This window comes from Halomonas dongshanensis (genome assembly GCF_024790395.1).
In the GTDB taxonomy this organism is placed as follows: domain Bacteria; phylum Pseudomonadota; class Gammaproteobacteria; order Pseudomonadales; family Halomonadaceae; genus Vreelandella; species Vreelandella dongshanensis.
In genome coordinates, this window is the sequence record NZ_JAJISC010000001.1 from 45,726 (window position 1) to 59,425 (window position 13,700).

The window sequence follows — 13,700 nt, forward strand, 5'->3', positions numbered from 1 at the left end:
CTCAGAAACGCCGTCGCGCCAAGCGCCGAGACTTGCGGACTTAGAGTCGCATCGGCATGACGACATAGAGCGCGTCACCGCCACCCGGCACCTCGAGCAATGCACTACTGTTGGCGTCCGCCAAAGTGATCTGCACGCGGTCCTGGTTGAGTACCGAGAGCACATCGATGAGATAACCGACGTTGAAGCCGATCTCGAGCGACGCGCCACCATACTCGATGCCGACGTTCTCTTCGGCCTCTTCCTGCTCGGGGTTATTGGCCATGACCTTGAGGTTGTCCGACTCCAAGTAAAGCCGTACGCCACGGTACTTCTCATTGGAGAGGATGGCGGTGCGCGACAGGACTTGGCGAAGCTCGGCACGCTCGGCGATCAGCACTTTATCGCCGTTACGCGGCACGACGCGCTCATAGTCGGGGAACTTGCCGTCGATCAGCTTAGAGGTGAAGGTGAAGTCGCCGGTATGGGCCCGCACGTGGGTAGCGCCCAAGGTCAGGCTGACCGGCTCGTCGCTATCGTCAAGCAGGCGTGAGAGCTCGAGAATACCCTTGCGCGGCACGATCAGCTTCTGACCTTGGGTCACCGCCACCTCGACCGGACGCGAGCACATCGCCAAGCGGTGGCCGTCGGTCGCCACGGTGCGCAGCAGGTTACTCTGGATTTCCAGCAGCATGCCGTTCAGGTAATAGCGTACGTCCTGCTGCGCCATGGCGAAGGACGTCGTCTCGATGAGCTGCTTGAGTGTCCCGCGAGGAACGCTAAGCTCTTGACTTCCATCACCTTCTTCAATATTAGGAAACTCTGCTGCAGGCAGCGTCGAGAGAGTGAAGCGCGAACGGCCGCTGCGCAGTACGGCCCGCCCCTCTTCGACGGAGAGCTGAATATCCGACTGCTCGGGCAGCGATTTGCAGATATCCATCAGCTTGCGCGCCGGTACCGTTGCCGCGCCCGGAACCTCGACCACGCTCGCTACGGTGCGCCCTACCAACTCGACTTCGAGATCGGTGCCGGTCAGCGCGACCTGATCGCCCTCCACCTGGATCAATACGTTGGAGAGAACGGGCAGCGTTTGGCGACGCTCGACGACACCGGCCACCAGGGTCAATGGGCGCAGCAGTGCCTCGCGGGAAATGGAAAATTTCATTCAGACTCCGGCTTTCTTGGTCCTGGAAGATAGAGAAGAAGGTTAGCGCGAAAAGCGCAGCGGCGACACCGACTTAGCTGGTCAATAGCCGCATCAGGTTCTTATAGTCCTCACGAATGTCCGCGCTCTCTTCCTGAAGGGCTTTCACTTTGCGACAGGCATGGAGCACCGTCGTGTGATCGCGCCCACCAAAGGCATCGCCAATCTCAGGCAGGCTGTGGTTGGTCAACTCCTTGGCCAGCGCCATGGCTACCTGGCGCGGCCGCGCCACCGAACGCGAGCGGCGTTTGGAGAGCAGATCCGCCACCTTGATCTTATAGTACTCGGCTACCGTGCGCTGAATATTGTCGACGCCCACCTGCTTGTCCTGCAGGGCCAAAAGATCCTTGAGCGACTCACGAATGAAGTCCTGGGTAATTGGCTTGCCCATGAAGTGCGAATCGGCGATCACCTTCTTGAGCGCGCCTTCGAGCTCGCGCACGTTGGAGCGAATCTTCTGGGCAATGAAGAAGGCTGCATCGTGGGGCAGATGCACCTTCGACTGATCGGCTTTCTTCATCAAAATGGCAACGCGGGTTTCGAGCTCGGGTGGCTCGATGGCTACGGTCAGCCCCCAACCAAAGCGCGACTTGAGCCGCTCCTCGACGCCGCTGATCTCCTTCGGGTAGCGGTCCGAGGTCAAAATCATCTGCTGGCCGCCTTCCAAGAGCGCATTGAAGGTATGGAAGAACTCCTCTTGCGAGCGCTCCTTGCCAGCAAAGAACTGGATGTCATCGATGAGTAGCGCATCGACGCTGCGGTAAAAGCGCTTGAAGTCGTTGATGGCATTGAGCTGCAGCGCCTTGACCATATCGGCAACGAAGCGCTCGGAGTGCAGATAAACCACGCGCGCATTCTCCCGCCGCCCGGCCAGGGCGTTTCCCACGGCGTGCATAAGGTGGGTCTTACCCAAGCCAACGCCGCCGTAAAGAAACAGCGGGTTATAGGCGCCGCCGGGGTTTTCCGACACCTGTCGCGATGCCGCACGGGCCAGCTGGTTCGATTTACCTTCGACGAAGGTTTCGAAGGTAAAGCTCGGGTTGAGGCCGCTCGAGTGCTTGAGGCTACCCTCGACCTGAACCTGACGCTCGTTACCACGACGCGGACTCTCTTCACGTAGGCGGTCGATCTCCTGCTCGTCGGCGATATCACCTCGCGGTGGCGTATGCACGGCAGGGGCATCGTTGGCCGATACCGGGGCGCCCAAATCGCGCGGCTGAGGCGGCGGTGTCGCCAGGCGGCGACTGCCTACGGTCAAGCTTACCTTGGGCGGCTTGGCAGGTGATAGCTCACGCATCAACTCGCTGATTCGCTTGGCATATTTATCGCTCACCCAGTCGCGTACGAAGCGATTGGGCGCCAATAGACGCAGCTCGTTCGCATCGCCATCCTCTGCCTGCAAGGGGCGTATCCAGGTATTGAACTGCTGAGAACTCAATTCGTCCTGCAGATAGTCCAGACACTGCTGCCATAGCGCGAGTGACACGTAGCTTCACCATCGATCGAAAACGGCCGGATAGTGTAACGCCCTTGAAGTCGGTTATCCACACGGGTTTGGCCACCAAAATGGCTTGTGGACAAGTTTCTTGATGGCACCGGTACTTAACGTTAATAGTGCGGTGATAAAAGCGAAAACGCGCAAGTTATCCACACTGATACACAAGGTATCCACAGCTTGACGGCCGTTTATTCGCCCCTTTTCCACTTGGTTATGCGTTGAGCAACAAATTGAATTAAAAGCATTGCCTTGAGTTATCCACACCCAGATGGCGAGCCAATAACTACATCAATCTTAAGAAATACATTAGTAATTACTGCCGTCGGTGAGCTGGGTAAAAATCGGCGGAAAACCGCATGCCCTCTGCCTTGGCACGCTTTTTTATGCAAGGAAAAATTGCACCGGCGAAAGGAAGTCTCTACAATTTCCGCTCTTGAATTGACACTCCCCGGCCAGTTCCTCACTCGGTCGGGTCTCTGGAATCGACATTCCGTCCTAAAACCACGTGGGAATAACGAGTTATGAAACGCACTTTTCAACCCAGCGTTCTTAAGCGCAAGCGCACACATGGCTTCCGTGCTCGTATGGCAACCAAGAACGGCCGCGCCGTACTGGCTCGCCGTCGCGCCAAGGGCCGCAAGCGTCTGAGCGCCTGATTTCGGATTGCGTGTGCCGAATCAAGGTTTTCCCCGGTGTCTACGTCTGTTGAATGCCGGGGACTATCGCTACGTATTTGAGCAGGCTGATCTCAAGGTGCACGGCAAGGGTATGATGGCGCTCGCGCGCTGGAATACGCAGGGGCAACCCCGCCTTGGTCTAGTGGTCAGCAAAAAGAACGTGAAGCTTGCCGTACAGCGCAATCGGTTCAAGCGCCTCGTCAGAGAGTCCGTTCGCCTTCGTCAAGAGCAGTTGCCCGGTGTCGACATCGTGGTGATGGCACGGCGTGGTGTACATGAGCTCGACAACGAAACGCTACACCGGCAGTTGCATGGCCTGTGGAAACGGCTCATTCGTGAAGCTAGTGCCGCGACCACCTGATGTTCAACGTTCTCGCTCAATGGCGTATCACGCCTTGACGACATACCTACCGCTCGACCTCGGCCTGCCGCTTGGCAGGCTTTCGTGTGTCTTGGGTCGAGCAAATCATCGCGTCATCTGCATGTTCATCACCCAGCGGGCAGAACCCTTATGGACGTAAAACGACTTCTTTTCCTGATTCCACTCGCCATCCTTGCGTATATGTTGGTGGTTCAGTGGAATCAGGACTACGGTCAGGTAGTTACCACGCCTGACGTTACCCAGAACGGCAACGTTGCCTCGTCTGCCAGCGAAAGCGACGATGCGCTGGCCGTGCCCGAAGCGACCAGCAATCGCAACGCCATCGAAGATGGTATCCCGACGCCCAGCGAAAACGAGAGCACAAGCGGTAACACCATCGCGGTCACCACCGACGTGCTCGACGTACGCATCGACAGCCACGGTGGCGACATCGTCTATGCCGCCCTGCCACAGCACAAACAGTCGCTCGATAGCGAGCGCAACTACGTGCTGCTGTCGGACAATAACGTGCGCAGCTACGTGGCGCGCTCCGGTCTTCAGCTCAACGGTCAAGCCAATCGTATTGCCTTCACCCCCGAGCAGACCGAGTATCGTCTGGCCAACGACCAAGACACACTGAGCGTCGATTTGACTGCCAGCATCAACGGTGTCGACATCATCAAGCGCTTGTCCTTCGAGCGCGGCAGCTACGCCATCGACGTCGAGTACTTCCTGGCCAACAACACCGACGAGCCCGTCAGCGCTCGCTTCATCGGCCAACTCGCCCGCGACAACAGCCCTGATCCCTCCAGCGGCGTCTCCATGGGTATGAAGTCGTACATCGGTGCGGCCTACTCCTCGCCGGATACGCGCTACGAGAAGATTAGTTTCGAAGACATTCAAAACGGTGGCTTCGAAAACCGCGAAGCCCAAGGCGGTTGGATGGCGATCATCCAGCACTACTTCGTCTCCGCCTGGGCGCCGCGTCAGAATCAGCAAAACCTTTACTACGTCACCACCGATTCGCGTAACCGCAACGTGGCCGCCTTTGCTGGCCCGATCACCAGCGTGAACGCCGATAGCGAAGCGACCCTGGGTGCGACGCTCTACGTCGGCCCCAAGGTGCAGGACTATCTCGAACAGGTAGCCCCCAACCTGCGTCTGACCGTGGACTACGGCTGGCTGTGGTTCATCGCCAACCCGCTGTTCTGGCTACTCGACAAGATCCATAGCCTGATCGGCAACTGGGGCTGGTCGATCGTGCTGCTGACCGTACTGGTCAAGGCCGCGCTCTTCCCGCTCTCCGCCAAGGCCTACAAGTCGATGGCGCGCATGCGCAAGCTCGGCCCGGAGATGCAGCGTCTCAAGGAGCTCTATGGCGACGATCGTCAGAAGATGTCTCAGGAGATGATGAAGTTCTACCAGAAAGAGAAGATCAACCCGCTGGGCGGCTGTTTGCCGATCGTCGTTCAGATGCCGGTGTTCATCGCCCTTTACTGGATGCTGCTCGAATCGGTGGAGCTGCGCCACGCGCCGTTCATGTTCTGGATTCAGGATCTGTCGATGAAGGATCCCTACTTCATCCTGCCGATCCTCATGGGCGTGTCGATGTACGTGCAGCAGATGCTCAACCCGACCCCGCCGGACCCCATGCAGGCGAAGATCATGCGCTTCTTGCCGATCATCTTCACCTTCTTCTTCCTGTGGTTCCCGGCCGGTTTGGTCATCTACTGGGTGGTCAACAACATCATCTCGGTGGCGCAGCAGTACTTCATCACCAAGCGCATCGAGAACGACCCCAGCGTTGGCAAGGGCATGCGCACCAAGAAGTAAGTCTTCACTTACAAGATTGATGCGAGTTCCAAGCCTAACGTTCAGACCCCCGCCCCGTGCGGGGGTCTGGCGTTTTAGCCCTTAGCCACCCACAATATCGCCACCGTTTGACGAGACGACCCATGGCAGAACGACTCTATACCCAGGACACCATCGCCGCGTTGGCTACCCCACCCGGGCGCGGTGGTGTAGGCATCATTCGCGTCTCTGGCCCCGCCTGCGACGCCATTGCCACCGCCATCCTCGGCCACTGCCCCGCGCCGCGTGCAGCCCACTACGGTCCCTTCCATGGCGCAGCGAGTATTCTCGACGAAGGCATCGCGCTGCGCTTCGTTGCCCCTCACTCCTTCACCGGCGAAGACGTGCTGGAGCTTCAAGGTCACGGCGGCCCGGTGATCATGGACATGCTGCTCGAGCGCTGCGTACAGCTGGGTGCGCGCCTGGCGCGCCCTGGTGAGTTCTCCGAGCGCGCCTTCTTGAACGACAAGCTCGACCTTGCCCAGGCCGAGGCCATCGCCGATCTGATCGATGCCTCATCGCGCTCGGCCGCCGAGAACGCCGTGCGCTCACTACAAGGGGAGTTCTCGCGTCGCGTGGCAGAGCTCGTCACTCAGCTGATCGAGCTGCGTATCTACGTCGAAGCCGCCATCGACTTTCCCGAGGAGGAGATCGACTTTCTCGCCGACGGCAAAGTGGCCGCCATGCTCGACGCGGTGCGCCACGCACTGGTGGACGTGCGCGCCGCCGCCAACCAGGGCGCGCTGATGCGTGAAGGTATGAACGTGGTGATCGCCGGGCGCCCCAATGCGGGCAAGTCGAGCCTGCTCAACGCGCTTACCGAGCAAGAGACCGCCATCGTTACCGACATCGCCGGCACCACCCGCGACGTGCTGCGCGAATACATCCACATCGACGGCATGCCGCTGCATATTATCGATACCGCCGGCCTGCGCGATACCCCGGATGCGGTGGAGAAGATCGGCGTTGCCCGCGCCTGGGAAGAGATAGAAAAGGCCGACCGCGTTCTTCTGCTGGTCGATGCGGCCACCACCGAGGCGGTTGATCCCATGGCGATCTGGCCCGAATTCGTCGAGCGCCTACCCGAGCAAAGCCGCCTCACGCTGGTGCGCAACAAGATCGACACCAGCGAAGAGCCAGCGGGTCTTGATCTATCCACAGCCACACCGACACTGCGCCTCTCGGCCAAGACCGGCCAGGGTGTGGATAAGTTGAAAGCGCATCTCAAAGAGATCATGGGCTACAACGCCACCACCGAAGGCCGCTTCTCCGCCCGCCGCCGCCATCTGGACGCTCTCGACCGCGCCCTCACCGCTCTCGATGCCGGGCGCACTCAGCTCGACGGTTTCGGCGCCGGCGAACTTCTCGCCGAAGACCTACGCGACGCCCAGCAGGCGCTTGGCGAAATCACCGGCGAATTCAGCGCCGACGACCTGCTAGGGGAAATTTTTGGGAGTTTTTGTATTGGAAAATAAACACCCTTCCTGAGCGTTCCGCCATATTCCACCAAAACCCTTCAAGCCAGCGTCATTGCTGGCTTTTTTGTCTGCTGCTGTCTATCATGTTCCGCATGAAGCCGCTTCAATGTGTGCCCTGATGTGTGCCCTTCTCTAGAAAATGTGTGCCCTTTGTGGCTGATGTGTGCCCTTCAATATCGACTGATAAGAGCGTTTCCAGGGGGTAATCTGGGACTATTCAGGGCACACATGGGGGCAAAGCAAGGCAGCAAATAACGCGCAATCTACTGGAAATACAGGGTTAATACGGATGTGTGCCCTTCGCAAAAATGCCAAGGGTAGGGGTGCCCCAGATGCGGCCTTCCCCCACCCCATCCGGGCGGTTTGCTACAGCTACTTTTGCTACAGATGAGGGCATGACATGGCGCTAACAGATGCCAAATTGCGGAAGCTGAAGCCTGATGCTAAGGCGTATCAAGCATCGGACGAGGGCGGGTTGTTCCTGCTGGTGCAACCCAGCGGGCGAAAGTCATGGAAGCTGCGCTACCGGATGGGCGGACGTAACGCCAAGCAAGAGAAAGTGACCCTTGGTGACTACCCCACCTATTCCCTGGCTGATGCCCGATCCTGGCGCGATGACTGCAAAGCGCTAATAGGGCGTGGGCTGTCCCCCATGGCGCTGCGGCGTGGTGATCCGATACCGGATGAATCAACCCCAGCGGCAAAGGAGCTGGCAGAACTCTTTATCCGTCACTGGTGCGTGGCGACTGTCGAGAAGGCGCGGCAACAAGAGGTCGAAGCCAAGGCCAGTAACACGGTGGAAGCCTTCGCACGGGAATGGTTCCAGAAGGTTGCAGAGCCAGCGAACAGCAACCCCCGCAACATTAGGCGCGTTCTGGACAAGGACATCATCCCCGCCATCGGCGGTAAGGCGCTGGATGAAGTGACTGTCACGGATGTTCTGGCAATCACGGACAAGATAAAGAATCGTGGTTCCGACCAGATGGCACTTCAAACCCGCAACATCCTGAAGCGGCTGTTTTCCTACGCCATTGCGCGGGAGAAGATGACCAGCAACCCGGCGGCAGCCATCGAAGCAAAGTACATTGCCACAGCCAAAAGCCGCGATGTTGCGTTATCGTCGGATGAAGTCGGGAGGCTGTTGAGGGCAATCTATCAATCCAGCATGAACCGTTCCCACAAGCTGGCGCTGCACCTGTTAATCCTGTGCATGGTGCGCAAGTCGGAAATGATCGAAGCCCGGTGGGAAGAGATAGACCTTGCTAAGGCGGAATGGTTTATCCCCGGCGAGCGCATGAAGATGGATCATCCGCACTTTGTTCCGCTGTCACGGCAGGCCATTGCCATGCTGGAGGAATTGAAGGGGCTTTCAAGTGGTTCTGAATGGGTTTTCCCCAGCCGTAACACACTGAGCAAGCCCATATCTAAAACCACCCTGAACAGCGCTGTGCGTTCGCTGGAACATGATGTGCGGGATTTTGTTATCCACGACTTCCGGCGCACGGCATCAACCCATCTGCATGAAGCGGGCTTCAATTCCGACTGGATCGAGAAGGCGCTTGCCCACGAAACCAAGGGCATTCGAGGCGTTTACAACCGAGCGCAATATGCTGACCAGCGCCGGGAAATGCTGCAATGGTGGGCTGACTTTGTGGATAGCCAGATTGACGAAGGGCGCAAGGTAATTATCGGGCGCTTTGGCAAAGCGTATCAGGCGGGGTGATAGCAATGGAAAAGAAAATTATTGGCTTGCTGAAAGAAACAGCAGAACCGGGCGCTGTCACTGAGGAAACGATTTCAAATATCGCCGTGAGCTTGGTTCAGAAAATAGGTCAATTGGAAAGCGCGATGCGCAATGGTGACATAACCGTCAAGACGTATGAAAAGGAACTTCACAAAAACAATCTGAAAGAAGTGGATGATGCCTTCAAACATGCACACGCATTGCGGGAAAGCCGTTATAGCAATGAGAGCATGAAAGCTGAACTGAATAATCTTCTGTGGGAAATGAACGCACTAAAAAAGTACATGCAAGCAACACGCTCAACATCACAAGGAGGGCTTCCGAAACCCGCAAGGATGTACTTTTGTGCTTCCATCATCGTGGCGTGGAAACTGATAAAAAATACTGACGTAATCCCCGGTCGACAAAAAAACGCAGGGCAAGAGCCGGGGGGTGAGTTTCATGTTTTCATTAAGGTACTGCTTACAGCGGCAGGCGGACACGTGGCAAACATCAATGCCGACGAGCTGCACCGAGATATTCAAGAGGTTGCCAAAGAGCTTGAAAGAATAAGAACGCCTGAGCCAGAACTAATAGACCTTAGCGACCACCCTGCGGGGCTATGGGGGAAATAATAGGCCACCCCACCAAAAAAAGCCCACGTCACACAAAGAATCTAAATCCCTATCGTGCCAAGTCATGCCGGTATGTTCCGGCGAATGCTAAGGAGTAACGAGCATGACTGCACAAGCCCAAACAGCGCCCACCATCCTGCGGCGCAAGCAAGTGGAAGCCCGTACCGGGCTGGCACGATCCACCATCTATCAGCACGTTCGAGCAGGTACTTTTCCTGCGCCCATTAGCCTTGGTGCCAAGTCTGTTGGTTGGATCGAGGCGGAAGTTAATGCGTGGCTTGAAGCCCGTATTGATGATAGCCGCAAGGCTTGAGGGGGCAGCCATGAGAAAAGAAAAAGCCCCTGTGACGGGGCGGGAAGATTGTTCGGCTGGCACCGATAATTCTACCGCAACCCGCAAACACCAATCCAGAGCCGTGCAGCGAGCAGCCTTGTTGAAGTGGCTGCAAGCGCACCAGCAAATCACCACCCTTCAAGCCCGCAATGAGCTGGGCATCATGCACCCGGCAGGGCGCGTTCAGGAACTGCGGGACGCTGGCAACGATATTGCCACCCATTGGCATTGGGAAGCCGATGCGACCGGCAAGGAACACAAGCAAGCGCTGTATGTGCTGCTGTCCTGCAAAGGGGGTGCGGCATGAATGGTTTTGACCGTATCGGCGCTGCCCTTAACTTTGTTCCAGCGGATGACCGGGAAACCTGGCTGCGCATGGGCATGGCGATCAAGTCAGAGCTGGGTGATTCAGGCTTTGACCTGTGGGACGACTGGAGCCAGCAAGCGGAGTCCTATAAGAACGGCGATGCACGGGACGTATGGCGAAGCATCAAGCCTGACGGCGGCGTGACTATTGGCACCCTGTTCCATGAAGCGAAGGCCAGCGGCTGGCAGGACGATAACACCTATCAGCGTCCATCCCCGGAAGGGATCGCAGAGCGCCAGCGAAAGGCATCGGAGCGGGCAGCCCGTGAGCAGGAAACCATCCAGCACGAACGCCAAGAGGCGGCCAGCAAGGCGGCGGCGATCCTGAAGGCAGCGGCACACGCACAAGCGGATCATCCCTATCTGGTACGCAAGCAGATAGCGCCAGCGGACACCCTGCGGGAAATTGACGCCAGCGCAGCGGCTTCGCTTCTGGGCTATCAACCGAAGTCCGGCGGCGAGCTGCTGTCTGGGCGCTTGCTGGTGGTGCCCGTCAAACAGGGTGACAGCCTTTCAACCCTGGAGCTGATCGACGGTGACGGACGCAAGACGGCGCTTGCAGGGCGTGGCACCAAGGCCGGTGGCTACTGGGCAACGGAGCGCATACCGGGCGGCAACGGCCAAGGTGTGACCCTGCTGATAGGCGAAGGGGTGGCAACCGTTCTATCCGCCAGCGAGGCGACCGGACACCCGGCCATTGCGGCGCTTTCGTCGGGCAATATGCTGGTGGTGGCAAAAGCCATGCGAGAGCACTACCCGGCGGCGCAACTGGTGATCCTGGCTGATGTGGTGAAGGCAGACGGTAAGCCCGATCCCCATGCCATCGAGGCGGCGCAATCCGTAGGCGGGAAACTGGCGGTGCCGGAATTTGGCGCTGACCGTGACCCTAGCATGACCGACTTCAACGATATGGCTGTGACCATCGGCAAGGACGCGGTGAAGCGCACCATTCAGAGCGCCAGCGCTGCGGGCAGCCTATGGCCGGAACCCCAGCCCTTGACCGCCAGCCTTGCGTCAGAGCCTTACCCCTTGGACGCATTGCCCGACACGGTGCGGGCGGCGGTGGAAGAGGTGGCAGGCTTTGTGAAGGCACCCTTGCCCATGGTGGCGTCATCGGCACTGGCGGCGCTGTCGCTGGCGATTCAAGCCCATGCGGACGTGAAGCGAGCGGAAAAGCTGCACGGGCCTACCGGGCTGTTCTTGCTGACCATTGCCGATTCAGGCGAGCGCAAAAGCACCTGTGACGGCTTTTTCACCAAAGCCATTCGAGACTATGAAGCAGAGCAGGCAGAAGCCGCCAAGCCGGTTCTGAAGCGTTACAAGGCCGATATTGAGGCATGGGAAGCCAAGCGATCCGGCATCAAGGACAAAATCCGCCACCTTGCCAAAGACAGCAAGCCCACGGATGGCATGGAATCAGCATTGCGCGAACTGGAGCACGACAAGCCAGAGCCGCCAAGAGTCCCCCGGCTGATGTACGCGGACGCCACCCCCGAAGCGCTGGCGCATGGACTGGCGAAGCAATGGCCTTCCGGCGGCGTGGTATCGGCTGAAGCGGGCATTGTGTTTGGTTCCCATGGCATGGGCAAGGATAGCGTCATGCGCAATCTGGCGACGCTGAACCAGTTGTGGGATGGCACCAGCCTGACCATTGACCGGCGCACCAGTGAATCATTCACGGTACAGGGCGCACGGCTGACGGTGGCCTTGCAGGTACAGGAACCGACCCTGCGGGAGTTTTTCAGCAAGTCGGGTGCGCTGGCGCGTGGTACGGGCTTTCTGGCGCGTTTTCTGGTTGCGTGGCCTGCGTCAACCCAAGGCTTCCGACCCTTTACCGAAGCCCCTGCAAACTGGCCCGCCCTGGAGGCTTTTAATCAGCGGCTGGCGACGATACTGAGCCAACCGGAACCGATAGACGATGACGGCGCACTGACCCCGGCCATGCTATCGCTGTCCCCTGAAGCAAAACGGGCGTGGGTGGAGTATCACGACGCTATCGAGCGGGAGCTTGCCAGCGGTGGTGAACTCTATGATGTGCGGGACGTGGCATCAAAGAGCGCGGATAACGCGGCACGACTGGCGGCATTGTTCCAGATGTTTGAGCACGGCACGGGCGCTGTCAGTGTGGATTGCTTCGAGAGCGCCAGCCGAATCACGGCATGGCACTTGAGCGAGGCGCGGCGCTTCTTTGGTGAACTGGCCCTACCGCCAGAGATTGCAGACGCGGCGCGGCTGGATAGTTGGCTGATCGAGCATTGCCAGCGGGAGCGCGTGGAAACCGTCAATAAGCGTTACCTGCGCCAGCATGGGCCGGTTCGGGATGGGGCGCGACTGGATAGCGCCATCATGGAGCTGGCAGAGCTTGACCGGCTGCGACTGCGGAAGGACGGACGGCGCATTGACGTGGCGGTGAACCCGGCATCGCTGGAGGTGGCTGCATGAGGTTATCCGCACTGATCCGAAAACGCCCAAGACAGGCACTTGCTACAGCTACAGTTGCTACACCTGCTACACATAAGGGGGCAAAGGCCGGAACTGTAGCAACTGTAGCGAGTGTAGCCGTAGCAAACCAGCTATTGGCCGAAGAGGAAACGGCCATCCGGGCATGGCTGGCGCATATCGAGGAAACCGACCCGGCAACCATTGCGGATGTGCTGGCGCGGTGCCAGAGCGATGCGCAAGCGCGGGCTTATTGTCTGGAGCAGGCAAAAGAAGTACCACCCCCACCTGAGCCGGATTACACGGCCAGCTGTGGAGCCTGCAAGCACTTCCAGCGGATCGACCATCCTCACTTGGGGCACTGCACCCTAGGCGAGCCGGAAGCCCCTGCCGGGCTTTGGGACACTGCCCGGCGGTGGTGTATGAAATATGAGGCAAGCAACCATGACTGACACCAGAAAAGCAAAGCTACTGAGGAAGATTAAAACCCCTATTTACCAATTGATTTAGGTTCCCACGATGAGCAGAGCACGCGAGAAGGGCAGCACCGACGATTACCGTACGCTGAATATCAGCTCCTTAAAGCGGGATAAATGTTTAACCCCCGGTCAGTCTTTCGATTGGAGTTGGTGGCGGCGTGAAGAAAAGGTGGCTAGTATCGGCATTGAGATTGAAGACCGGTACACTATACGCCTGCGCTACCGCAGCCAGCGTTACGGGTGCGATCCGGTACAACACGACTATCCCGTGATAATCGACTGGACGACCTGCCACCTTGGAGGGGAGCGGCCTTGGTTTCGCTGCCCGTCCTGCCACAGCCGGGTGGCGAAGCTGTACGGCGCCGCTGTGTTCCTCTGCCGTCACTGTCTGCGCCTCAATTACCCCAGCCAGCAATCAAGCAAACGTGACCGGCCAATCGAGCAAGCTTGGGAGTTACGCCGTAGGCTGGGCTGTGACGCTGGCCCGTTCGACTACCCAGCGGAATACATAGCGCGCCCCAAAGGAATGCACCGGAAAACATTTGCCAAACGGATAGGACAGCTGGCAGCTGTTGAAGAGCAGGCCCTGGGCATACTTGAAGAGTCGCTGGCACGGATCGCTGGGGCTTTAACCCGAAAAAAGCTAGAGTGATGAATGCTGGGAACCTATTACAGA

General features: G+C 58.5%; 12 protein-coding genes. 10 read left to right on the forward strand and 2 right to left on the reverse strand.

Features of this window, described 5'->3' with window-relative positions; genetic code table 11:
• Positions 1 to 40: 40 nt before the first annotated feature.
• Together dnaN and dnaA are read right to left on the reverse strand one after the other, a co-directional pair.
• Positions 41 to 1,144: a DNA polymerase III subunit beta gene (gene dnaN / locus LLY24_RS00215; RefSeq protein WP_259034257.1), complete on the reverse strand. Its 1,104-nt coding sequence runs from the start codon at positions 1,142 to 1,144 to the stop codon at positions 41 to 43.
• A gap of 73 nt (positions 1,145 to 1,217) precedes the next feature.
• Positions 1,218 to 2,669, reverse strand: a complete 1,452-nt coding sequence (gene dnaA / locus LLY24_RS00220) for a chromosomal replication initiator protein DnaA (protein ID WP_259034258.1) — start codon at positions 2,667 to 2,669, stop codon at positions 1,218 to 1,220.
• Between the two features lie 533 nt (positions 2,670 to 3,202).
• On the opposite strand from dnaA, the gene rpmH reads away from it, so the two are divergent.
• From rpmH to LLY24_RS00270, 10 genes are all read left to right on the forward strand, one after another.
• A complete protein-coding gene (gene rpmH, locus LLY24_RS00225; protein WP_023005112.1) occupies positions 3,203 to 3,337 on the forward strand; it encodes a 50S ribosomal protein L34 in 135 nt (44 codons plus the stop codon).
• 13 nt (positions 3,338 to 3,350) lie between these two features.
• Complete coding sequence (rnpA, locus tag LLY24_RS00230) at positions 3,351 to 3,719, forward strand: ribonuclease P protein component (protein ID WP_259034259.1); 369 nt, start codon at positions 3,351 to 3,353, stop codon at positions 3,717 to 3,719.
• A gap of 150 nt (positions 3,720 to 3,869) precedes the next feature.
• A complete protein-coding gene (gene yidC, locus LLY24_RS00235; RefSeq protein WP_259034260.1) occupies positions 3,870 to 5,552 on the forward strand; it encodes a membrane protein insertase YidC in 1,683 nt (560 codons plus the stop codon).
• Positions 5,553 to 5,674: 122 nt separating this feature from the next.
• Positions 5,675 to 7,045: a tRNA uridine-5-carboxymethylaminomethyl(34) synthesis GTPase MnmE gene (mnmE, locus tag LLY24_RS00240; protein ID WP_259034261.1), complete on the forward strand. Its 1,371-nt coding sequence runs from the start codon at positions 5,675 to 5,677 to the stop codon at positions 7,043 to 7,045.
• A gap of 403 nt (positions 7,046 to 7,448) precedes the next feature.
• Positions 7,449 to 8,771 carry a tyrosine-type recombinase/integrase gene (locus LLY24_RS00245; RefSeq protein ID WP_259034262.1) on the forward strand — a complete coding sequence of 441 codons (1,323 nt, stop codon included), beginning with the start codon at positions 7,449 to 7,451 and terminating at the stop codon, positions 8,769 to 8,771.
• Positions 8,772 to 8,776: 5 nt separating this feature from the next.
• Positions 8,777 to 9,406 (forward strand): hypothetical protein, encoded by a 630-nt coding sequence (locus tag LLY24_RS00250; protein ID WP_259034263.1) that lies wholly within the window; start codon positions 8,777 to 8,779, stop codon positions 9,404 to 9,406.
• Positions 9,407 to 9,509: 103 nt separating this feature from the next.
• Positions 9,510 to 9,719, forward strand: coding sequence for a helix-turn-helix transcriptional regulator (locus LLY24_RS00255; RefSeq protein ID WP_259034264.1), 210 nt, complete (start codon positions 9,510 to 9,512; stop codon positions 9,717 to 9,719).
• 10 nt (positions 9,720 to 9,729) lie between these two features.
• Positions 9,730 to 10,047, forward strand: coding sequence for a helix-turn-helix domain-containing protein (locus tag LLY24_RS00260; protein ID WP_259034265.1), 318 nt, complete (start codon positions 9,730 to 9,732; stop codon positions 10,045 to 10,047).
• Entirely contained in the window at positions 10,044 to 12,548 is a 2,505-nt protein-coding gene (locus LLY24_RS00265; RefSeq protein ID WP_259034266.1) for a DUF3987 domain-containing protein, read from the forward strand. Before LLY24_RS00260 ends, LLY24_RS00265 begins: the two co-directional genes overlap by 4 nt.
• A gap of 516 nt (positions 12,549 to 13,064) precedes the next feature.
• Complete coding sequence (locus tag LLY24_RS00270; protein WP_259034267.1) at positions 13,065 to 13,676, forward strand: hypothetical protein; 612 nt, start codon at positions 13,065 to 13,067, stop codon at positions 13,674 to 13,676.
• Positions 13,677 to 13,700: the final 24 nt, after the last annotated feature.